Origin of the sequence: Lacticaseibacillus songhuajiangensis, assembly GCF_003946025.1 — a bacterium.
GTDB lineage: Bacteria > Bacillota > Bacilli > Lactobacillales > Lactobacillaceae > Lacticaseibacillus > Lacticaseibacillus songhuajiangensis.
The window spans coordinates 1-21974 of record NZ_RHNR01000045.1; the positions used below are offsets into that span (position 1 = coordinate 1).

The window sequence follows — 21974 nt, forward strand, 5'->3', positions numbered from 1 at the left end:
TGAAACACCAAAGCAGCGCAGTCCCGTGTGAATCATGGGATTGCGCTGCTTTTTTGAAATTCTATGAATAATCCAGGGTATACAAACTTGAGGCAAAAGGCATGCAGGTAACGTTGATAGACACTCACCGCATGTATAACCGTGCCCGTATTGATACATGGATGCAGCAACATGAGATTTGAAATTACTTTGCATCCCCTGAGCACACATATTTGTTTAAGAAATCCAGCTGGCGGCTGTATGTTCAGTATTTGCTCAGGGGGATGCAGTATTTTGATTTAATGCCGAGATGAGGCAGGAAGGAACGACAATGCAAGAACAAGATACAGAGGCTTTAACTGATCTGATTGACCGCGTGGAGAAGGTGCAGCAGTTGATGGGGATGCATGCAGAGCAGGCGGTAGACCTGAACAACGCTGTGATTGAGTACAGGCGCAGCATTCTGGCGAGTCCGAACACAGATGCTACTGCTCGTTTAGTAGCAGCTGCCAGTGTAAACGGGGCACGTATGGAAGCCTTGGGAAATGCCGCATTAACACAGTTGGCGGAGATTTATGAACGACTGGCCGAGCAGTTCACGGATGATACTCAGAACAACGAAAAAAAGCCCAACTAGTTTGCAGACTAGTTAGGCAATATCAAGCGGTTTTGATACACAAAACGCCAGAACACCGTTAAGTGTACCGGAGCTGCTGAAATTCACAAGCAGGAAGGGAAACTTTTTAATCATGGACTTAAACAGCAAACAGCTTAATTCATTATCCGAGCAACTAGACGCATTGCGAGACGATCTCACTGGTGACTGGGAAGCAGCATACAGGCAGGCCACGGTGTTGGAAAAGGCCGATGCGCCCGATAGTCTGCCAGATTCTGTTAAGCGGCTCATGCAACGGGCAGTGGCAGCTGGCCGCATTGCCGGCAGTGCCCGCCGTTTGGCTGAACGTATAGACAAGTCAGCAGAAATGCAGGGCAAGCGCATTCTGCCGGTTGTAGCGCGTTAGGGGAATGATAATGCCAGCAAAAAATGATGTCGTAGCAGCATGGGCGGCCTGCAATGACGGTGTGGCCATGCTGCATGTTGAGTTGCGGGAAGGCGTGGTCACATTCAACGGAGAGCGATTCCCGATTGATGTATCCAATACACCCATTGGAGCGGTTGACGTGTTGGTTAAGCTGATGAGCGGCCATAATGAAAGTCGGGGTAATTAAAAAATGATCACGATGAATTTAACAACGTTTTTAGTCATTGCTTTTGCGTGTGGGGTAGTTGGTGGCTTACTAGCATCCCCAGAAAAGTTCATTCAAAAAGAGGGAGGCAGCAAGCATGCCAACAATTAGCATTTATCGTGCAGGTTATCAGCGTGCTGTCGATGATAAGCATCTATCCGCTGCCGCAAAGGGGTTTCTGACCGTTCTGGTGGCACAGGGCGAGGGTTCAACGGTACGGCGGGTAGACTTACCGGCCTTGTTCAAAGAGGGCGCGGTGAGCGTGCAGCGGCTGGTTCAGGAGACCGAGGATGCAGGTTACTTGCGGCGCCAAAAAAAGCGCGACAATGGTGGATCGTTTGATTACTCCGTTTGGACAATCGGCAAGCCCGATATTGCAGACCTGAACGCAAGGAAAGAGGGGTAGCAATGGCGCAGAGAAGGATGTTCAGCAAGACAGTAATCGACACTGATAAATTTGGTGACCTGCCTAAAGATGCGCAGCTACTGTATTTCTACTTGGGGATGGATGCGGATGATGATGGGTTTGTAGCACGGCCAAAACAAGTAATGCGAACTAGGGGCGCTAATGACGATGATTTGAAATTGCTCATTGCCAAGGGTTTCGTGATTGCGTTTGACCAAGGTGTGATTGTCATTACTGACTGGCGAGCAAACAACTGGATACGTTCCGATCGATATGTGCCAACGTCATACGGATACGAAAAACGGCAGTTAATTCAGGATGAAAATGGACGATATTATTCACTGGCACAACCTGATCAAATTGATTTGGCCACGCGGCGAGGTGTCGCATTATACCCTCTAACGTCTGTTAGTGAGTCGGGGACGGTGGCCAACATTAAATTAGACAAGGGTCACCCTGAGTTGTGGCCAGAACCCTTGCTATCAGCGGATTTTAAGCCAATAAAAATTGATGACAACCACATGGTATACCAAGTGGATACCCAGTATAGGTTAGGTAAGGGTAGTTTAGGTAAGGTTAGGTTAGGACAGGATAGTTCAGTACAGGGTAGTTCAGAACAGAAAAGAAAAGGACAGACCAACAAAAAAGAAAAATCAAAAGAAAGAGAAGGAAAACAGGGGCATGGGGGAGAAAACCCGTCGGCAGGGGCACCCCGTGAGGCAGTCCAAAAAGTTGAAGCATCCCCGTATTCTGACGAACAGATTCGGGAGCTGCTGCGGCAGTCCAATTATTCTATAACTCGGGTAGTAGGCAGGTTGGTGGGCAATGGCATAGATATAACCCAGCCGTTGGGAGAACAGATTCGGTTACTAGCCGCAGAATGGGAGAGCAAGCAGCATGTCTAGGATGAAACAGGGGCGTGAAGCCACTGCCTATTGGATAAAGCACTGGAATAGCCTCCTGATGGCAGAACGTAACGCCAACTGGATGGTTGAAAACATGAACAGTAGCGTTAATAGCGAGGCAAGACAGGCAATAGAGTATGCTGCGGGCATAAAGAAGCGTGTTGCTAAGTCAACTAGCTTGTTGGGCACTAGCGGGGAGTTTGTCCGCTTGCGATACATTCGGGGAATGACAGCAGAGGAAATTGCTGAGTGCACTCATTACGCTCTATCCAACGTAAAACGCCAGACGATTGCAGGTATTAGCAGCATTGCATTCATGGATCGCATGAATGGCAACAGGTTAACAAAACAAGACACAGTGTTGCAGGAGTTAGCCGAGTGTTAAAGGCTTGTGCAGTGACCCAGAACGGGGCAGCATGTAACTGATTAAAAATAGTTGGCCAAGGGGGAGCACATGATTCAGGTTGATGAAAGGGCAACGGCTATTAACGCTGAGACGCTGTTACAACAGTATCCACATGAGCGGGCAAGGGCACTAGTAAAGCAGTCCTTAGCATCCCCTAGGCTGGATGGAATGCCGAAAACGTCAACCGCTAGTAACGCTACTGAACGTCGAGTAGTGGGGGTTATGGAGTCGGAGCAGTTTGTGAAACGATGTGACAGCGTTCTTAATCAAGTGCGCATTATCTGCGGGGATGGCTATGCAGACGCCTTGAGGTATCTGTATTTCAAGCCAATGCCTACGTTAAGGGATGTGGCGGGACGATTGTCCGTCTCAGCATCAACATTGACTAGATGGCGCAAAGCCGCGTTAGTGGAGTTTGCAAAATGTTGGCCTGGCCAGTGGGGTGAATTAGTGGTTCTCGTATCGTAACGTTACGATTGGTTTAACGGAGCGCTCCGAAAAATAAGTGGAGCGTTCCGTTTTGTCGTTAATAGCCGCAGATACTCTCAAAATGGCGTGTGCGGGGCTTTAACGGTGAATACGTTAAATAGTGCCAACACATGTTAAAATGCAAAACAACACGCTTAAATTGCAAAACAAACACGGCGGATGATAGCCAACAGGATACAAGCGTATGGCAAAAAAATAGCCCCACCTGATTGGTGAAGCCTCCTGCTGCCAGCTGATTAAATTTTTGTGGCCGTTGCATCCACCGTTGCATTTGATGCAACGGCGAGAAATATGTGTGTGGTAATTATTTTTGAGAATGCTGATATGCTGGGCTTTATAAGCCTTTATAAACGTGCGGATTGTCCCCGCCTATGTCAAGGCATGGTTTACTAGGCCCATTAGATAGTTGCTTCAAAAGGTTGATATGCCGGCACTTGCCAGCTATATCAACCTTTTTTGTTTTATTTGAGCTTGTGTGCATAGTTAGTGCGTTGGTAATTACTAGGTGGACTGTTCAGATGACGATACAGCATTATAACTAGCAAGCTAGTTAATAATTACGCTAGTATTAACATTCTCCTCCGCTTAAATTGTCGCATCTGCAAGTGAGCGTGTTACAATAATGAACGGGACTACCAATTTGAGAGATTAAACAATAGAATATTCGGAGGCACTACATGGATTGGCCAACACTAATTAACACATTGAAGGATATTATGGCTAAGGAGAACATAACGGCAGGCGAACTTGCCAAAATGCTCGGCGTATCCGTATCATCCGTTCACAATTACTTGTCGATGCGTCAGCGCGCTTCAATTATGACTCGTGAAAAACTTGAGTCTTTTGTTGCGGAGCACCAAGCGACAGCTAAACAGACAAACAAGCAGCCGGCGAAAAAAACAACTGCTAAGCGCGGCGCTAAGAAGACCGCTGCGGCTAACGAAAGCAAAAACGAGGATGCTAAGGAAGCTAAGCAGTCCAAGAATACGCGCAAGCCGCGTCAGACTAAGCAAGCTGCTAAGAAGCAGTCTAATCAGCAGGCAGCGCCGAAGCAGGAAAATGCTAAGCAGACTGCCAAAAAGCAGAATAACAAGCGGACGGATAAGACTGCGGCTAAGGCTAAACCGGAAGTCAAGCCAAACACCAAGCCTGCAACGAAGGCTGAAACCAAGTCCGCCAAACCGGCCGACCAGCAGTCTAGCGTAAAGCAAGCAGCGCCAAAGGCAAGTGCACAAGCCAAAACAACCGCGCAGTCTGCAAGCAAGCCGGTGCGGAATCAGCCAGCAACACAGCAAAATGCTAAGCCACAACAGGACAATAAGCAGACCCCACAAACGACGACGCAGAACACGCCAATTGCTAGCCGCAGTAAGACGCCTGCACGCCGGCAGACAACCGGTTCCGCCGTGCGGATTTACGTCGATGAATCTTTTGGTCAGGGTAGCGAGAAACCATTCACTGTCGGGATGGTCTTGTGCTCAACCACACCGGGTATCATGCCGTTCAAGGAATTCACCAGTACTCTGTACCCATTTGGCTGGGCACCTGGTGATGAAGTCAAGGCGCAGGGTAAGGACCTCAGCAACGTGAAGTACGTGCTGGAAGGTTCCGTGAACGACGACATCAAGATGGTTGCCTTCCGGACCAAGATGGTGCCACCACTGCTGTCCATTACGGATGACGACTCCACCATGGTTAGCATCTTCCCTTACGTTTCGGCGCTGATTACTGCTATCGAGCGTGCGCAGAAGCAGGGTCTCAGCGGCAGTCAGTACCAGATTGTCATTGATCGCACGAACAAGTTGCCAGCGGAATCACTGCGGATTGTGCAAAATCTGCTTGATGTGTACTTCCGGTTGGCTGCAAGCACCCCAATGTCCTTCCACGTGACGGATGGTGATTCACGTGCGCAAAAGGGTCTGCAATTGGCTGACTTTGTTTCGCACTACGCTTACGTGCAAACACCAGAACAGGCAGCGGACTTCGCACCTGTCACCACTGTGATTGACGATGAACTGGCTAACGCGCGGCGTTTTGCCTACTACTCCGGTTTGCGGGTTGTACAGTTGCGTAGTGGTGCCCAGACCATCGTGGCACCCGAGACGCCAACGTACACTGAGGCTGGTGCTGATGATGACGCAACGCAGCTTAGTGATGATGTGCACAGCGAGAACATTGGCCGCGCCATGGAACTGGCCTTGGCCTTTAAAGATGCGATTGGTAAAACCGCAACTGCAGGCCTTAGCGGCAAGCAGCTTGAGGCGGTGCGGAGCCGGCTCAAGGGTCTGTCGACCACAATTGTGAACTGGTTGGACGACAGTCAGGCGAAGTTACTGAACGGCTTAGCTAACCGTAGCGTTGCTGATTTCCGCGAACGTTTGGCCATCATCACGCGTATTGACAAGCCATTTAAGAGCAGTCAGGAGATTGGTGAGCAGCAGTTCCGCATCTTCGAAACGCAGCTTGACCGCATCTTGGCACTACTTGATTCATACAGCACCACGGCTGAACAGAACTAGTTTCCGTCGCCATTCTAAATAAAAGGAGCCGCTAATCGCATTCGCGATTAGTGGCTCCTTTTTGCTTTTGACGCTTACTTGACGTCCAAGCGGTTGGCGAAGGCCTTGAGAAAGGCTTCCGCATCTCCAGTGTAGGTATAATCCGACTGTGCCATAATTGGCGCGTCTGCGTCGCGGTTCACCGACACAATCAGCTTCGCCTGATCAATGCCGACCAGATATTGCGTGGCGCCGCTGATGCCGACATTGAGGAGAAAATCAGGAGCAATCGTGTTTCCGGATTGGCCGATTTGCTGTTCAACCGTAAAGTCATCGCGGTCAGTTAGTGGACGGGAGACGCCGACGCTAGCGCCTAGCCGTGCGGCCAGTTGGCGCGTTCGCGCCACGGTGGCGTCACCCTTGGCGCCGCGGCCGAGGGCAATTACCTTGCTGGCGCCGGTGACACCGGTGGCGCTGCTAACGGCCACCTGTTCATCTTCAATCACAATTCCCTTGGGAGCAGCCAGCGTCAATTCGGCCGTGGTGATTTTGGTTCTTACGCCGCCCGCCTTTTCAGCCGTGAATGTGTTGGGACGCACAGAAACCATCTGCGGTCGGCGCTGCGGGCAGGTGATTTCACACATAACGTTGTCCCCATAGGACGGTTTCACGGCGACTAGGTTGTCCCCGTCAAAACGCAGGTCCAAGCAATCGGCGGTGAGTCCGGTTCCCAGTTTGGCTTGCAGGCGCGGCGCAATGGAGCGGCCCTGCGCCGTTGCGGCAAAGAGCATGGCGTTCGGCTGTCGCTTCGCCATGAGCTGCATCAGTGCGCTAGCGGCCGTGCTATCTGCGGGGCGTTCGAGTGAGTCCGCGCTGACTCGGATAATCTCGTCCGGCCCGTACGCACTTATCTGCTCGGCAAAATGTTCCTGCGTCCCTTCAAGCAGCACAACCACCACACGGCGGCCAGCAGCGATGGCGCGCGCCTTGGTGATGAGCTGGAAGGTAACAGGTTGCACCCGGTTGGCATCGTGCTCGGCGAGAATCCAAATTTCTTCGGTATTAGTCATGATTGCGCCTCCTAAATCAAATTCTGCTGTTGCAGAATGTTAATCAACTGGTCGACCGCCTCGGCGGGTGTGCCCGTGAGTTGCTGGTTTTGACGGCCAGCATTTTCAGGGGCGAACACCTTGGTGACGACCGTTGGCGAACCCTGCAGGCCAATGCGTGTCGGGTCAGCCGCAATGTCTTTTTCGTTCCAAACCGTGAGCGGTTTGGTGAAGCTATCCTGAATGTTAACGGGTGTTTCGTAGCGCGGTGTGTTTAGTTCGCTGCGCACCGAGAGCACTGCGGGGAGGGTAAGGCGAATGGTTTGCTTACGGTCGTCCAAGTCGCGTGTAACATGCAGGGTGTGGTCATCGAGCACGGCGATTTTGCTGGCAAAGGTCACCTGCGGCTGATCCAAAAGCTCGGCCACAATCGGACCGACTTGACCAGTATCGGCATCAACAGCTTGGCGTCCGAAGACGAGCAAATCAACGCCGCCAATTTTGCGGATGGCTTGGGCAATGGTGTAGCCGGTTGCCAGAGTGTCCGCACCACCAAACGCGCGTGAACTCAGCAGATACGCGTCATCGGCGCCCATGGCCAGACCGTCACGCAGGGTTTCCTCGGCGGCGGGTGGTCCCATTGTTAGGACGCTCACGCTGCCGCCAACCGTATCGCGCAGGCGCAGGGCTGCCTCAATGGCGTTTTTGTCATAAGGATTAATACGCCCCGTGCTGGCTGAACGGAGCAGGTTGTGCGTCACGGGGTCAAACTTAACGTTGTTACTTTCTGGGACTTGTTTAATGCAGACGACAATTTTCATTTTGGTTCCCCCTTACTTGCTTAATTCAGCGATCGCAATGGCGCTGCGCATCTTCTCGACGGTACCTTCCGCGATTTCCATCGCCCGCGCGTCCATAATCAGGTGGGCAAGTGGGTACTCGCGGCTGTAACCATATCCGGCGAGTACCTGCAGTGCATCGTCGCAGGCGCTGACCGCCGTGCGTGAACCGTACGCCTTGGCCATTGTGGCTTCTTCAGAGTAGGGCTGATTGTTAGCCTTTAGCAATGCGGCGCGCTGGTACAGCAGCTTAGTGGTTTCTTTGCCCATGGCGATGTCGGCGATTTTGCGCTGGATGCTCTGCATTTGGCCAATCGTGCCGTCACCCGCCTTGCGCTCATTGGCGTAGTCAGCGGCGACTTGCAGCGCGTGTTCCATGATGCCGGTGAGCGCCGCACCCATCAGGATGCGGGCATCATCGTGGGCGGAATCACCGATCATGATGCCGTTGCCAAGTTTACCCAGCAAGTGGTCCGCGCTAACACGAACGTTATCGAGCACGATTTCGCCAACAGGCACGCCGCGCAGGCCAATGAAGTCTTCTTGCTTGCCAAATGAAAAGCCGGGCATGTCTTTGTCGACTAGAAACACGGACAGTTCATCCGGTGCAGTTTTGACCAAGACACAGTAGACTTCAGCAAGCCCGCCGTTGGTAATCATGATTTTGTTACCGGAAATGACCCAGTCGTCACCGGCACGCTTGGCCGTGGTCTGAATGCCCATGGGGTTTGAGCCACCGGTCGATTCGGTCATTGAGAAGGCAAAAATACGCTTGGTGGCGCTGGGCAGATACTCGCGTTTAAGGGCGTCGGTTCCGAACTTGAGAATCTGGTCGACGGTTTTGTAGTGGCCTTCAAGTGTGACCGCGGCGCTGGCGTTGCCGACTGCCATGCGCCGGATTACTTCGGCGGTAATTTCGGGGTCAAAAGCGGCGCCACCGTATTCACGGGGGAGCATGATGCCCAAGAATCCCGTTTCCACCATTTTCTGAAATAGCCCATCAGGGTAGCGGCCGTCACGATCGATTTGCATATCGAAGGGTGCGACCTCCTTGTCTGTGAATTCGCTGACCATGCGCAGCAACATATTTTGTTGCGGTGTCCAATTAAAAGCCATGGGTATCACCTGTATCCTTTCTCACTAATAAATTAACTGTTATCAATTATAACGAATCGGGATACAACTTGCAGGTCAGTTAGTCGTGTTGACGCGGATGAAAGGCGGTGTGTAAAACAGTTGCTCAATTAAAAAGCGAACAATTATTGTATGAAAAACTGCCTTATTCGCAATTTATCGCTGAAGTGGCGGTTATTGGCAGGGTTTCCTGATATAATGATAAAAAATGCCATGGAGGAATTTGACATGAATGTGATCGTATCAGTGTTTGGCCAGGACCGCGTGGGGATTGTTGCCGCAATCGCTGCAGCCCTTGCGAAGGAGAATGTGAACATCCTGGAAATCACCCAGAGTATCTTTAAGGGCAACTTCACGATGATGATTAGCGCCCAGTTGCCTGAAGACGCTGACTTCGCTACCATCCGTGACCACCTGCAGACCGCAGCGGCACAACTGGAAATGACCGTGCAGATGCAGCGTCAAGAGCTCTTTGACGCGATGCACAAGTTGTAAGGGGGACAGACATGGATAGTCGGCAAATTCAAGAAACGATTGCGATGATTCGGGAGGAAAACTTGGACATCCGAACCATCACGATGGGAATTTCCCTCCTCGACTGTATTCGCGGGGACATCAAGGCCACCGCAGACGCGGTTTACGCCAAGATCACGACTAAGGCGCGCAACTTGGTGCCGGTTGCTGAACAGATTGAGACCGAGTTTGGGCTGCCCATTGTGAACAAGCGTGTTGCCGTAACGCCGGTGGCGCTGCTCGCGGGTGGCGATGCGGAGTTTGATTTCGTGCAGATTGCGCTTGCGATGGACCGTGCGGCGGCCGATTGCGGCATTGACCTCATTGGGGGATACTCCGCATTGGTGCAAAACGACATGACGGCGGCTGACTTGGCACTCATGCGCAGCATGCCCGCCGCTTTTGCCGCCACCGAGCGCGTATGCGGTTCCGTGAACATCGGGAGCACCAAGTCCGGAATGAACATGGATGCTGTGCGCGAGATGGGGACCATCATCAAGGAGGTGGCGGACCCAACACCGCAGAACGCCATGAAGTTGGTCGTGTTCTGTAACGCAGTGGAAGACAATCCGTTCATGGCGGGGGCTTTCTGGGGCGTTTCCGAAGGGGATTGCGCCATCAATACTGGGGTTTCCGGCCCTGGGGTTGTGCAGCGCGCCTTGGCGGCCATTCCGGATGCACCGTTTGAAGAGGTTTGCGAAACCATCAAGAAGACGGCGTTTAAGGTTTCCCGCATGGGCCAATTAGTCGGCAAAATTGCAGCGGAGCGGCTACACGTGCCGTTTAACATCGTGGATCTCTCGCTGGCCCCAACACCAGCAACGGGTGACTCAGTTGCACAAATCCTGGAGACGATGGGGATGAGCCACGTGGGTTCATACGGCACGACCGCCGCGCTGGCATTGCTGAACGATGCCGTTAAGAAGGGCGGCGTTATGGCTGCCGAACGGGTCGGCGGACTGTCCGGGGCGTTCATTCCAGTCAGTGAAGATGCCAACATGATTGACGCGGTTGCGAAGGGCCACATTGGACTGGAGAAGCTGGAAGCCATGACCGCGGTTTGCTCTGTGGGTCTGGACATGGTGGCCATTCCTGGTGCAACGCCGGCCAGCACTATCAGCGGTATGATTGCGGATGAGGCGGCCTTGGGGATGATTAACAACAAGACCACTGCCGTACGGGTGATTCCGGTACCGGGTAAGGACGTCGGCGAGGAAGTCGAGTTCGGCGGTTTGTTTGGTCGGGCCCCAATCATGAAGGTCAACGATGGCGATTCGAGCCAGTTCATCGCCCGCGGCGGCCATATTCCGGCACCAATTCACTCGTTTAAGAACTAGACACGAAGAAACGCAACGCAAAAAAGCACCCGCGCAGTACTCAGTTAATGAGTGCCGTGCGGGTGCTTTTATTGTTGTGGATTGAGTTTAGTGCAGGTACTGTGCAATGAGGTTAAAGATGGTGTCCAAACCGACACTATATGCCAGGATGGTCCAGGGCTTGCAGAGCACGATAATGGTGGCGAATTTTTTGAAGGACATTTTGGTCAGACCTGCCAGCATGCAGAGCAAATCGTCGGGGGCAACGGGCATCAGGATGGCGACGGTAAACAAGCGGTCGAATTTCTTGCCGCCGTCCAGGTAGTGCTGGTATTTGGTCATCGTTTTTTCGGGGAAGATTAACGCGATGAAGCGGCGACCGTAATGACGGGCCAACATGAAACTGAGCATTGAGCCAATGCCGATGCCAATGTAGTTGTAGACAAAGCCCCACCCCAGGCCGAACATCGCGACCGCGGCGACGGTGGACAGGCCGCCGGGGATGATGGGAAAAATGACTTGCACCATCTGCAGCAAGATGAACAACAAGGGTGCCCACAGGCCGGCACGCAAAATAATCGTTTGTAATTTGGCTGGGTTAGAGAAATAACCTAGACGAAAACAGACCACACAAAAGGCAATGACAACGAGCAGACCACCAACCTGGGCCACACGCAGAACTTTTCTTGAATTAGCCATGTTGTGTTACCCCTCCGGCTTGTGGTCAGGGGCACGCAAGCCGCGTAAACCGCGACGGTGCGGGACGAACTGACCCATAATTTTTACGATGAAAAGTATTGTTGCCTTTATTTAATACCGCATTCAAGATTTTCGCAACAGACTAAAGGATGAATTATCTAAATGTCATGTTACACCGCCATTAAGACTGCCGGTTCAGACAAGGGCGCCGGTCAGTGGTATTATCGGGAAAGATATTAATTGATAGGAGCTGATAATGTGAGGCGGATTTTAGTTTTGCACACTGGCGGAACGATTTCGATGACGGCAGACCAGAGTGGTGCGGTTGCGCCGAGTGCGCACAATCCCTTGGTGGCTGCGGGGGTGCAACTACCAGAAGACGTGGAGTTGCAGGTTGAGGAAATTTTCAACCTGCCGTCACCGCACATGACCCCTGAACGGATGCTGGAACTGGCGCAGCGTATTCGCCGGGCGGAGGAAACCGAGGACATTGATGGTGTTGTGGTGACGCACGGCACGGACACACTTGAAGAGACCGCCTACTTCCTCGATCTCACCCTGGATCCGCAGATTCCGGTGGTCGTCACTGGGGCAATGCGCTCCAGTAACGAAATCGGGACGGATGGGTTGTACAATTTTCAGAGTGCGATTCGCGTCGCAGCGAGTCACTCCGCTCGCGGGAAGGGCTGCTTGGTGGTGATGAATGATGAGATTCACACCGCGCGTTTTGTGACCAAGACGCACACGACCAACGTGGCCACCTTCCGCACCCCGACCTTTGGCCCGATTGGCCTGGTGGAAAAAGACGGCGCCCGTTTCTTCCAAGCGCTCATTCACCAGCAGGTGGCGCCAATTGACCACGTGCAGCCGGGGGTGGCTTTGATTAAGGCATACGCCGGAATGGACGGGACCATCTTTGACGCCGTTGCCGATAATCTGAGCGGCCTCGTCATTGAGGCGCTTGGGGCAGGAAACATGCCGCCCGCAACTTTGCCGGCCTTGCAGCGCATTCTTGACCGCGGGATTCCGGTTGTCCTGGTCTCGCGCTGCTTTAACGGAGTTGCCGAGGACGTCTACGATTATGATGGCGGCGGCATTCAGCTCAAGAAGATGGGCATCAGCTTCTGTCAGGGTCTGAATGGGCAAAAGGCGCGGATTAAACTCATCGTCGGCCTCGCTGCCGGTAAATCTGGCGCGGTACTAGCCAAGTACATGAGCAACGCCGTGAGTTAATTAGAATTGAACTCAACCAAAAAGGAGATTCCGCGAAAAATGCGGAATCTCCTTTTTGGGAGGTGGTCACGTGTTTGTTGCTGAAGACAATGCGGGCAAACGCATTGAGTTGTTAAGCCATGCTGCCGCAACGCAGTTGAAGGCTGCTGGCACGCAGGCGTTTTGTCCAGGTTGTCATGCGCCGCTCATTTTGAAAAACGGACCGCAGATGCCAGCTCATTTTGCGCACCGCAATAAAGCAGATTGCTGGATGAGTGAACCGGAAAGTGCCGAGCACCTGCGCGGCAAAATGCTGCTCTTGCGTATTGCCACCACTAGCGGCTGGCAGGCGCAACTGGAGGTGCCAGTGCACCAAATGCAACAGCGCATCGACGTTCTGCTCACGCGCGGTCAGCAGCAAGTGGCACTGGAATTCCAGTGTAGTCCCTTATCTGCTAACCGGCTGTATGAACGCACTGCCGGTTATGCCCGCTTGGGGATGCAAACACAGTGGTTTCTGGGCAGCAAGTATCTGCGCAGCAAGAAGGGAGCAGGACGCCTCAAGTTCGCCCAACTAACTACCAATGGGCTCAGCCTGCGTTATTTGGACACAACGCGTGAGCAGATTGTGGTCGACACGCAGGTGACGGCGGACTCATGCATGCGCGCACGCATCTGGCCCAAATTGCTGAATGCGCGGCGCGTTGGTTTTCAGCGCACACCAGTTGCCGCCGCGCAGCGCTTAGCGCAGTCACTGCAGTACGGCGACCGTACAGCGCTACTCGTGCAAAAGGCTTGCTACCTGCGTGGCTGTAATTTGGCGGGTTGCCCGTGGCCCGTTCACGATGGACTGGTGAATTATGCCGGCTTACTTGAACGTGAGGACTTACTGCGGGTGCGCTGGCTGTTGCAATTTGCCGGGTGCGACGTGACCGAACACGCCAATGCCCTATTCTGGTTACGTGCGGTGGATCCGCGCAAGTTGCCGCTGGTGAATGCGCAGGCATATAGTCGCATGGTCGCCACTAGCTTCATCGCCGCGCTTGAACAGCGCGCGTACCTGCGGCGCATTGGCGGCGGCTGGCACTGGCTGCGCAGCCCGCAGTGGTACGCGGATGTTGAGCAGAAACTGCGACATTATCGCCCTGGCATGTGAGCAATTGCGCGGGCAATTTTGTTCTGGCTCGTGCTGGGTACAAAGTCAAAATCGGCGGCAATTGTCGTCAAGAGTGCGGCCGCAGCGGCATGGTCGTGGTACTCGATTTCCAGTTCCCAATCGTCCGTGCCGTCAGCAAACATACTGTGGTCGAGCACTAACAGACCGGCAGGGAGTACGCACTGGCGGCGCTCAGTGGTGACACTCGCAAAAACGTGCAGGGCAGAAGCAGCGACGCCAAGCCGGTTTAGTGCGTCTGTGACCATTCCGTCAGTCTGAATTGTGCCGCTGGCGAGCAGCGTGTCCGCTTGGGCAAGTGTGAGTGGGTCAGTGTATTCGGTGATTGAACGTTCTGCCGTGGCCGCCCGCACTTTGAGTGTCTGTTCGGCGCGGTCAGCAAAACGGCGAATTCGCAGCGCGCTACCCGCGTGCTTGAGGTCATTGGCAGTGGTGTCAAAGTAATGATTTGTTTGCTTAAACGGGGGTTCCCAAGCGTAAGCCAGCAGGATTTTGGCAGCGACTGCGGCTGGCAGCATGGTTTTCAGTTCGGTTTCTTGACTAATTGACATGAACTCGCCTCATTTCTTGCCCATAGTATAGCGGAGTGCGCCGTCAGACAAAAGGCAGTCTCGGCAGAACGCGCGGACGTTTGTTATAATGAATTGTTAGAATTACTTAGAACGTGGAGGACTTGTCATGGTGCAAAATTGGGATGTTTTTCTGATGCCTTACGAACAGGCGGTTGCGGAACTCAAAATTAAGTTCCGCGGCATGCGCAAACAATACCAACAGGCCAGCAAACACTCGCCGATTGAGTTTGTGACCGCGCGGGTGAAGTCTGTCGATTCAATCATTGAAAAACAGACGCGGCGTTACATCAATGATGATGTCCTGGAAACCGATATGCAGGACATCGCTGGCGTGCGGATTATGTGCCAATTTGTGGAAGACATCTACGAAGTGGTTGATCTGCTGCACCAGCGCACGGATATGGAAGTGGTCGAGGAGCGCGACTACGTGACCAACGTGAAGTCTTCAGGATACCGTTCCTATCACGTGGTCATCGAGTACCCCGTGCAGTTGGTGGATGGCGAGAAGAAAATTTTGGCAGAAATCCAGATTCGCACCATGTCGATGAACTTTTGGGCTACGATTGAGCACTCCCTCAATTACAAGTACCAGGGTGAATTCCCCGAAGACCTCAAGGCGCGGCTCAAGCGCGCGGCGGAAGCTTCTTTCCAGCTAGATAAGGAAATGAGTGAAATTCGCGAGGAAATTCAGGAAGCTCAACAACTTTTCTCCTACGGCAAGGGCCAAGACATTCCGCAATTGACGGGGATGAAGTTCCATGATGCCAAGGCGGACGACAAAGATGCGTCGGGGACGGACAAGGATGACAAGGAGCACTAACATGCGCGTATGGGTTTTTAGCAATTCCGGGCAGGCCAGCACCACAGCCGCGCATGCCCTCAGCAAGAAGTTGAAGGCGGCCGGCTTCACCGTCAACCCGGCACGGCCAGACGTCGTGATTACGGTGGGCGGTGATGGCACATTGCTGTCCGCATTTCACCGTTACAACGCGGCTTTAGACAAAATTCGCTTCGTTGGGGTGCACACCGGGCACTTGGGTTTCTACACGGATTGGCGTGATTTTGAAATCGACGACCTGGTTGAAGCGCTCAAGAATGACCATGGTGAAAAGATTGGCTACCCGCTGCTGGACATCAAAGTCACCTACATGGATGACACGACCGGACATTACGTGGCGCTTAACGAATCCACACTTAAGCGCGCAACCAGCACCATGAAGGCTGATATGTACGTGAAGGACAACTTCTTTGAAAGCTTTAGAGGCGACGGTCTGTGCGTCTGCACCCCGACCGGCTCGACCGCGTACTCCAAGTCCAATGGTGGCGCGGTCTTGCACCCGCGTTTGCGGGCACTGCAGGTTACGGAAATCGCGTCCATCAACAACCGCGTCTACCGCACCTTATCCGCACCGATGATTATCGCGCCGGATGAGTGGGTGATTTTGCGGCCGGAAGATGGCGTGAACTACGTGATGACCATTGACCAGTTCAACATGTCCGACCGGCCAATTAAGGAAGTGCGTTACAAGATTGCGGACGAGCAGATTTATTTTGCTCGTTACAAGCACATGCACTTCTGGGATCGAGTTGAAGATGCCTTCATCGGAGCAAAGCACTAATGTGGCTCAAGTGGCGGTACCAAGGCCAACCACTGCGCTTGCAAAAATTCTTGCTCCAAGAAGGCCTCTCGCTTGGTCAGCTGAAGCGGCTTAAGTATCACGGTGGGGCAGTGTTCGTGAACCACAAGCAGCGCAACACGACTTTCCTGCTCAGACCGGGGGATGTGGTGCGTGTGCTGATGGCACCAGAAATCCCTGCCGACGCTGTTGTGGCCACGCCGGGTCACCTGGACATCGTGTATGAAGACCGAGATTTACTGGTCGTGAATAAACCAGCAGGCATTGCATCAATTCCGGCAGCAAATAAGGCCGATGACTCAATGGCGAATTTCGTGAAGTATTACCTGCAAGTTAGCGGGGCAGAGAGCACTGCAATCCACGTGGTGACCCGTTTGGACCGCGATACGAGCGGCATCATGCTGTTTGCCAAGCATAGTTTTGCCCATACACTGCTTGATCGGCAGTTGCACACCCGCAGCATGGACAAGCAGTACATGGCCTTGTCAGCGGGGCCAGTGCCACTGAGTCGCCATGGCTGGCTCATTATGCGCTTGGGATTGTCGAGCGAGTTTTACATGCGCCGCGCTGTCACTGTTGACGGCAAAAAGTCAGTCACGGAGTACCAGACGCTAACGCAGCGCGGTCAATACGCGCTGTCCCGAGTGTTCCTGCACACGGGGCGCACGCACCAAATCCGCGTCCATTTCGCGGCGATTGGACGGCCACTGGTTGGCGACTCGCTGTATGGCGGCGAAAACCTGTTGCCGCGCCAAGCACTGCACTGCAGTGACTTGTTCCTGACGCACCCCTTTACGGGCGAGCACCTGCATCTCCATGCGCAAATGCCTGCCGATATGGCGGCGGTGTGCCAGCAGCTCAATCTGCATGAGTAAAAAACAGCCGCAACTTCTGCACGTGAAGTTGCGGCTGTTTTGTTGTCCGTCAGCGTAAGTCCGCGCCCGCAAGGGTGCGACCTGCACTTTAAGCAGCTTTCACAACGCCGCAAGGCGGTGGGGTCGGCAACTCCGGTGGTGATGCGCTTGGGCTACGCTCCGGGAACTACGTCGGGCGGGGACCGCTTCAGCCCGCTGTCACGGTCTTCCGCTGGCGGAGTTGCCGCAAGAACAGCGTCAACTCCGCGCTCCCGAGATGATTGTGTGCAGCCACGACGGCAAATACGGCCGTCCTGTCTCCAAACAATCATCTTTTCGCCCGACTCCGTTCCCTGCGCTTCGCCCAAGCACACCACCACCTCCGTGACCGACACGTTACTGAGTGGAGAATACCACAGATACCGAGCGACCGCTCATTCAAACGCCAGATCAACACACAGACCGTAAAACTGGACGACGACTACCTCCAGTACTATTAAAGGCCACGATAACGGTATTCAGTGAGCACGGTAAACAGACATCCTGATTCCCGCGTCAACATTTCCCAGTACTTGTCCATTTGTTTAGTGTTTCCGCCAGGTTGGCCTGAAACCTTCACCACCATAGTCATGTGAATGCGCGTCGGAACTGGGCTGGATTGGTGGAGCGAACGGGCAGGGTGTGCGCGACCGCAAAAATAGCTGTGTATGTTTTGCACATGTACTTTGTGCAAAATGTACGCAGCTATTTTTGCTAGGAGCGGAAGTTTGACGCGGGTTTTGCGGCAAACTTCCCAGTGGAAGACGGCGGAGCCAGTCGACCTCGCGCTTTAGCGCGTAGTGAGACGGACACCATAGGGCCGGCTGGAACGGTCCCGCGCACACCCTGCCCGGGCGTGTAGCAAATCCGGCCCAGTTCCGACCTTCGGTCTAACAGCAATTTTCATCCTTGCGGATGAGTTGATTGAAAGTTTCAACGCTTACGCTGACGGACGGTGTTAGTCGGCAGTTACGTAACGAATTTTGGTGCCGACCGTGAAGGCAGGCTTGGCATTTGGCGTCAAGTAGATGGCGTTGCCGAGCATGTCCTTGTCAGGAACCGGCTGGAAGATGAGCGTTGCGTGGGCAATCTGCTCGAGGTTCGGGTTGGTCAGCCCGCCCACCGCGGCAACACGGTACTTGATGTCGTTGATGTAAATGTGATCGCCATGTGCGACTGTGAGCTGCTTTTGCGCCTCGGGGTCATCGAACTGTTGGATGACTGAGACTTCGCGTAGCGCATCGGTGGCCTTGTCGCCAAACAGGATAATCATGTTGTCCTTGGGACTGAGTGCCTTTTCGCCAATTGCGGTAACGGTTGCTATTAATTCCATAAGTCTTTTCACCCTTCTTTTTTCTGAATAAGTCCATGATAACATTTTTTGTGGCGAATACGCTTTCTTTTGCGGTATACTAGGAAACGTAATTGGCATGATTTACTAAACACCAAAAATTTTGGACGCGCGATTCGTCTGTGCAAAAGGAGGAAACATCTTCTTGACTAAAGAAACAGTGATTCTGGGTGGTTACACCCGCCAAGGCGGAAAGGGCATCTACAAAGCGGAGCTGGATACCGTCACCGGCAGTTTGAGTACGCCGATGCCGTATGTCGACGCAATTGCCGGGCCGACGTACTTAGCATTGTCCAGCCAGGGTGTGTTGTACACCTGCGCCGCTGGTGAAGGTGAGGGCGGCGTTGCCGCTATCGACATCAATGGTGATGCCCCTCGCATTTTGAATGAGGTCTTTGCGGCTGGCTCGTCCCCTGCATACGTGGCGGTGGATGAGGAGCGGCAACTGGTTTACGCCGCGAATTATCACGGCGGCCGCGCCAATGTCTATGCTATTCAGCCCGATGGGAGTTTGAAGGACGCGGATCAAGTTGTGCACGAGGGCAACGGCCCCCGTCCGGAGCAAGAGGCGAGTCACATTCACTACACTGACCTGACTCCAGACAAGCGTCTCGTCGTGGTCGATTTGGGTAATGATACGGTGGCGACCTACCAGGTTGCGACAGACGGCAAGCTAAGTGACGAACAGGTCTTCCGCACCACACCTGGTTTCGGACCGCGGCACATTGTCTTCCACCCGACGTTGCCAGTTGCCTACCTCGTGGGCGAATTGAGTAGTAAGCTGGCCGTATTGGATTACGATGCCACCACTGGAACTTTCACGCCGCGGGCGGTGCTCAGTACCATCCCTGCAGACTGGACCGAGCACAACGGCGCTGCCGCGGTCAAGCTGAGTGATGACGGTCGTTTCCTCTACGTCAGCAACCGCGGGCACAATAGCATTGCCACGTTTAGTATCGACAAGTCTGGTAATGCCAAGTTTGACCGCTTCGTCAGCACATATGGCGACTTTCCGCGCGACTTTGCCATTGATCCCAGCGGCAATTACTTGCTGGCGGTCAACCAGAACTCGGATAACGGCACCTTGTACCGCCGTGATCCCGTTAACGGCGAACTGTTGCCTGTTGCCATTAACATCCCGACCCCTGAAGCGGTGTGTGTGCTGTTCGTATAGCACAAAATTTTGCTAAAGGCTGCTTCGGTAGCCCGCGGTGTCTGCCGCGCTCTGCTATAATACGAAACGTATTGCAGAAAATGAAGGAGTATTGTTCATGGTAGACATCTGGAAGGCTATTATCATTGGGATCGTCGAGGGGCTCACAGAGTTCCTCCCGGTCAGTTCAACGGGTCACATTGACCTAGTGCAATCGTTCATTCACATGAGCCAGAGCGCGGATTTCAAGTACATGTTCAACTATGTCATCCAACTCGGGGCCATCATGGCGGTTGTGTTCCTGTATTTCAACAAACTGAATCCACTGGCACCAAGCAAGAGCGCCAGCGAGAAGAAGGCCACTTGGACCTTGTGGTTAAAGGTGATTATTGCCGTTATCCCGAGTGTCATCATCGGCCTGCCACTGAATGACTGGATGGATAAGCATTTGCAGACCAACCCAGTTATTGCAACCACGCTGATTGTCTATGGGGTATTGTTCATCATCATTGAACGCTACAACAAGAATCGGCGTCCGGTTGTGAATAGTCTCGCGGATATTTCCATCCAGCTGGCACTGTTCATCGGCTTATTCCAAGCACTGTCCATCATTCCGGGGACGAGCCGCAGTGGGGCGACGATTCTCGGCGCCATTTTGCTCGGCGCATCCCGCTACGTAGCGACCGAATTTTCTTTCTTCTTGGCGATTCCGACGATGTTCGGGGTTTCCATTTTGAAGATGGGCAAATTCTTCGCGCAGGGGAACACCTTCTCGCTGGACCAGACGGTGGTGCTGGCAGTCGGCTTCTTCGTCTCCATGCTGGTGGCATGGGTGACCATCAAGTGGCTGCTTAAGTTTGTGCAGGGACACGATTTCACTGGCTTCGGCTGGTACCGGATCGCACTGGGAATTGTGGTTCTACTCACAATCTTTCTGTAAATAAGCCGCGGCGCATAACTGCGGTTAATCAAAATTCCTAAGGAGTATCGCACATTATGCTTAACGAAATCGCTGTTGAAAACTTTACGCTCGTTCCAGCCGCCATGGCTGCTGGTGCCCAGCGCATCGAACTCACGGGTAACCTGACTGCCGGTGGTACCACCGCCAGCAAGGGGACCATCATTGAAAGCCTGAAGTACTGCCACGAACACAACGCAACCGTTGTGGCCATGGTTCGTCCCCGTGGTGGTGACTACTACTTCAATGACATCGAACTGAAGATTATGGAACACGACATGCTGGAAATGCAGGCACTGGGCGTGGACGCCGTGATTTTTGGGGCGCTCACACCTGACAACCACTTCGACGTGGACGCCATGGAAAACCTGATTGCAGCCGCTGGTGGCATGCAGTTGGTCTGCAACCTGGCTTATGACTGGATTCCAGAAGCCGACCGCAAGGAAGCACTGGAATGGCTCATCGAAAAGGGCTTCACCCGCGTACTCACTCACGGCGGTTTGCTCGACACCAACGTCCTCGATAACCTGGACGTGATGAAGCAGACTGTTGACTGGGCAGCTGGCCGGATTGAAGTGCTGCCAGGTGCTGGTGTGAACATCGATAACAAGGACCAGATTACGTCCTACATCGGTGTCAACCAGGCACATGGTACGCATGTTCTTGGCAAAATGAAAGCATAAACGTGCAATTGAAAAAGGAGTGTCCGTTTGCGGACACTCCTTTTTGATTTACACTAGATGTTGAATTTGCAAGCGAAACGAGGTGGCTGGAGATGGTAAAAGAATGGTCAGCGCGCGCGCTCTACACAGCCTTATACGCCGATATGGGGCCACGCAAATGGTGGCCGGCACGCAGCGTCGAGGAGTTACTCAGCGGCATGGTGCTGATTCAAAATACCAATTATAAGAATGTCGACCGCTCGCTAGCTAATCTGGATGCCCGCACGCACTTTGGCATGGCCGCATTACTAGATTTGGGTGACGACGAGCTGATGGACCTGATCCGGCCCAGTGGTTTTTACAAGAATAAGAGCCGTTATCTGCGCGCGGTGCTGACGAATCACCGCGACCATTTCCACGAGCAGGCGGCCCTGCCAACTGCCGAGCTGCGCAAAAGGTTGCGCGCTCTTCCTGGAGTTGGCAACGAGACCGCCGACGTCATTTTGCTCCATGTCTACATGCGGCCGGTGTTCGTGGCCGACAGTTATGCACGGCGCCTGTTTAAACTTTTGTGGGGCAGGGACTACACATACGAACAGTTGCAGAAACGTGTGTTGCGGGATTTTGATTTCAGCGTGGCGGAGGCGCAGGAGCTGCACGCGCTGATTGATGATTACGAGAAGTTAGGCCTGGACGCGTATGGTTTAGCTGAACGTCCAGACTGATACTGTCCGTCAGCGTAAGTCTTTTAGCGACGGAGTCGCACTGGGCCTCTGCGGCGTTTTCAAACCGCCGCTAGGCGGTGGGGTCGGCAACTCCGGCATGAGTGCGCTTGGGCTGCGCTCCGGTGAACTACGTCGGGCGGGACCGCTCCAGGCGGC

24 protein-coding genes are annotated in these 21974 nt (G+C 53.5%); 18 read left to right on the forward strand and 6 right to left on the reverse strand.

Annotated features, from left to right (window positions below; genetic code table 11):
• The first annotated feature begins 310 nt into the window (after positions 1-310).
• The 7 genes from EKM97_RS09740 to EKM97_RS09770 all read left to right on the forward strand — a co-directional run bounded on the left by EKM97_RS09740 (position 311) and on the right by EKM97_RS09770 (position 5952).
• The gene (locus tag EKM97_RS09740; RefSeq protein ID WP_125572218.1) at positions 311-616 is read left to right on the forward strand and encodes a hypothetical protein; all 306 of its coding nucleotides are present in this window, start codon (positions 311-313) and stop codon (positions 614-616) included.
• A gap of 112 nt (positions 617-728) precedes the next feature.
• Positions 729-1001, forward strand: a complete 273-nt coding sequence (locus EKM97_RS09745) for a hypothetical protein (protein ID WP_125572219.1) — start codon at positions 729-731, stop codon at positions 999-1001.
• 10 nt (positions 1002-1011) lie between these two features.
• On the forward strand, positions 1012-1209 hold the full coding sequence (locus tag EKM97_RS09750; RefSeq protein ID WP_125572220.1) for a hypothetical protein: 198 nt from the start codon (positions 1012-1014) through the stop codon (positions 1207-1209).
• Between the two features lie 115 nt (positions 1210-1324).
• Positions 1325-1633, forward strand: coding sequence for a hypothetical protein (locus tag EKM97_RS09755; protein ID WP_125572221.1), 309 nt, complete (start codon positions 1325-1327; stop codon positions 1631-1633).
• A 2-nt stretch (positions 1634-1635) separates the two neighbouring features.
• On the forward strand, positions 1636-2538 hold the full coding sequence (locus EKM97_RS09760; protein ID WP_125572222.1) for a hypothetical protein: 903 nt from the start codon (positions 1636-1638) through the stop codon (positions 2536-2538).
• The gene (locus EKM97_RS09765; protein ID WP_164507514.1) at positions 2531-2923 is read left to right on the forward strand and encodes a hypothetical protein; all 393 of its coding nucleotides are present in this window, start codon (positions 2531-2533) and stop codon (positions 2921-2923) included. The genes EKM97_RS09760 and EKM97_RS09765 overlap by 8 nt, the downstream gene beginning before the upstream one ends.
• A gap of 1187 nt (positions 2924-4110) precedes the next feature.
• On the forward strand, positions 4111-5952 hold the full coding sequence (locus tag EKM97_RS09770; protein ID WP_125572224.1) for a DUF3800 domain-containing protein: 1842 nt from the start codon (positions 4111-4113) through the stop codon (positions 5950-5952).
• Between the two features lie 74 nt (positions 5953-6026).
• On the opposite strand, the gene EKM97_RS09775 is transcribed toward EKM97_RS09770, so the two are convergent.
• Genes EKM97_RS09775 through EKM97_RS09785 form a run of 3 tightly spaced genes read right to left on the reverse strand, consistent with a single transcriptional unit; the run spans position 6027 to position 8935 of the window.
• The gene (locus EKM97_RS09775) at positions 6027-7001 is read right to left on the reverse strand and encodes an electron transfer flavoprotein subunit alpha/FixB family protein (RefSeq protein ID WP_125572225.1); all 975 of its coding nucleotides are present in this window, start codon (positions 6999-7001) and stop codon (positions 6027-6029) included.
• A gap of 11 nt (positions 7002-7012) precedes the next feature.
• Positions 7013-7801 (reverse strand): electron transfer flavoprotein subunit beta/FixA family protein, encoded by a 789-nt coding sequence (locus EKM97_RS09780; RefSeq protein WP_125572226.1) that lies wholly within the window; start codon positions 7799-7801, stop codon positions 7013-7015.
• A gap of 12 nt (positions 7802-7813) precedes the next feature.
• On the reverse strand, positions 7814-8935 hold the full coding sequence (locus EKM97_RS09785) for an acyl-CoA dehydrogenase family protein (RefSeq protein WP_125572227.1): 1122 nt from the start codon (positions 8933-8935) through the stop codon (positions 7814-7816).
• Positions 8936-9181: 246 nt separating this feature from the next.
• Here EKM97_RS09785 and EKM97_RS09790 point away from each other — a divergent pair, with 246 nt between their 5' ends.
• The gene (locus tag EKM97_RS09790) at positions 9182-9448 is read left to right on the forward strand and encodes an ACT domain-containing protein (RefSeq protein WP_164507515.1); all 267 of its coding nucleotides are present in this window, start codon (positions 9182-9184) and stop codon (positions 9446-9448) included.
• Between the two features lie 11 nt (positions 9449-9459).
• The gene (locus EKM97_RS09795) at positions 9460-10803 is read left to right on the forward strand and encodes a PFL family protein (protein ID WP_125572229.1); all 1344 of its coding nucleotides are present in this window, start codon (positions 9460-9462) and stop codon (positions 10801-10803) included.
• 87 nt (positions 10804-10890) lie between these two features.
• Here the strand turns inward: EKM97_RS09795 and EKM97_RS09800 are convergent, their stop codons facing one another.
• On the reverse strand, positions 10891-11481 hold the full coding sequence (locus EKM97_RS09800; protein ID WP_125572230.1) for a TVP38/TMEM64 family protein: 591 nt from the start codon (positions 11479-11481) through the stop codon (positions 10891-10893).
• Positions 11482-11739: 258 nt separating this feature from the next.
• Between EKM97_RS09800 and EKM97_RS09805 the strand changes: the two genes are divergently transcribed.
• Both EKM97_RS09805 and EKM97_RS09810 read left to right on the forward strand, forming a co-directional pair.
• Positions 11740-12714 carry an asparaginase gene (locus EKM97_RS09805; RefSeq protein WP_125572231.1) on the forward strand — a complete coding sequence of 325 codons (975 nt, stop codon included), beginning with the start codon at positions 11740-11742 and terminating at the stop codon, positions 12712-12714.
• A 70-nt stretch (positions 12715-12784) separates the two neighbouring features.
• On the forward strand, positions 12785-13849 hold the full coding sequence (locus EKM97_RS09810; protein WP_164507516.1) for a competence protein CoiA: 1065 nt from the start codon (positions 12785-12787) through the stop codon (positions 13847-13849).
• On the opposite strand, the gene EKM97_RS09815 is transcribed toward EKM97_RS09810, so the two are convergent.
• Positions 13831-14418, reverse strand: coding sequence for a CYTH domain-containing protein (locus EKM97_RS09815; protein ID WP_125572233.1), 588 nt, complete (start codon positions 14416-14418; stop codon positions 13831-13833). The two genes, EKM97_RS09810 and EKM97_RS09815, sit on opposite strands and share 19 nt — an antisense overlap.
• 127 nt (positions 14419-14545) lie before the next feature.
• On the opposite strand from EKM97_RS09815, the gene EKM97_RS09820 reads away from it, so the two are divergent.
• From EKM97_RS09820 to EKM97_RS09830, 3 genes are read left to right on the forward strand one after another with little or no spacing between them, the layout of a single operon-like run.
• Complete coding sequence (locus tag EKM97_RS09820; protein ID WP_125572234.1) at positions 14546-15259, forward strand: GTP pyrophosphokinase; 714 nt, start codon at positions 14546-14548, stop codon at positions 15257-15259.
• Between the two features lies 1 nt (position 15260).
• Entirely contained in the window at positions 15261-16058 is a 798-nt protein-coding gene (locus EKM97_RS09825) for an NAD kinase (protein WP_125572235.1), read from the forward strand.
• Positions 16058-16951, forward strand: coding sequence for an RluA family pseudouridine synthase (locus EKM97_RS09830; protein WP_125572236.1), 894 nt, complete (start codon positions 16058-16060; stop codon positions 16949-16951). The genes EKM97_RS09825 and EKM97_RS09830 overlap by 1 nt, the downstream gene beginning before the upstream one ends.
• A gap of 976 nt (positions 16952-17927) precedes the next feature.
• Here EKM97_RS09830 and EKM97_RS09835 read toward each other — a convergent pair.
• Positions 17928-18302 carry a PTS glucitol/sorbitol transporter subunit IIA gene (locus EKM97_RS09835; RefSeq protein WP_125572237.1) on the reverse strand — a complete coding sequence of 125 codons (375 nt, stop codon included), beginning with the start codon at positions 18300-18302 and terminating at the stop codon, positions 17928-17930.
• Between the two features lie 163 nt (positions 18303-18465).
• Here EKM97_RS09835 and EKM97_RS09840 point away from each other — a divergent pair, with 163 nt between their 5' ends.
• The 4 genes from EKM97_RS09840 (at position 18466) to EKM97_RS09855 (ending at position 21818) form a co-directional block, all read left to right on the forward strand.
• Positions 18466-19494: a lactonase family protein gene (locus EKM97_RS09840; protein WP_125572238.1), complete on the forward strand. Its 1029-nt coding sequence runs from the start codon at positions 18466-18468 to the stop codon at positions 19492-19494.
• A 97-nt stretch (positions 19495-19591) separates the two neighbouring features.
• A complete protein-coding gene (locus tag EKM97_RS09845) occupies positions 19592-20413 on the forward strand; it encodes an undecaprenyl-diphosphate phosphatase (protein WP_125572239.1) in 822 nt (273 codons plus the stop codon).
• Between the two features lie 56 nt (positions 20414-20469).
• Positions 20470-21114 carry a copper homeostasis protein CutC gene (locus tag EKM97_RS09850; RefSeq protein WP_164507517.1) on the forward strand — a complete coding sequence of 215 codons (645 nt, stop codon included), beginning with the start codon at positions 20470-20472 and terminating at the stop codon, positions 21112-21114.
• Positions 21115-21206: 92 nt separating this feature from the next.
• A complete protein-coding gene (locus EKM97_RS09855; protein WP_125572241.1) occupies positions 21207-21818 on the forward strand; it encodes an endonuclease III domain-containing protein in 612 nt (203 codons plus the stop codon).
• The last annotated feature ends 156 nt before the right edge of the window (positions 21819-21974 follow it).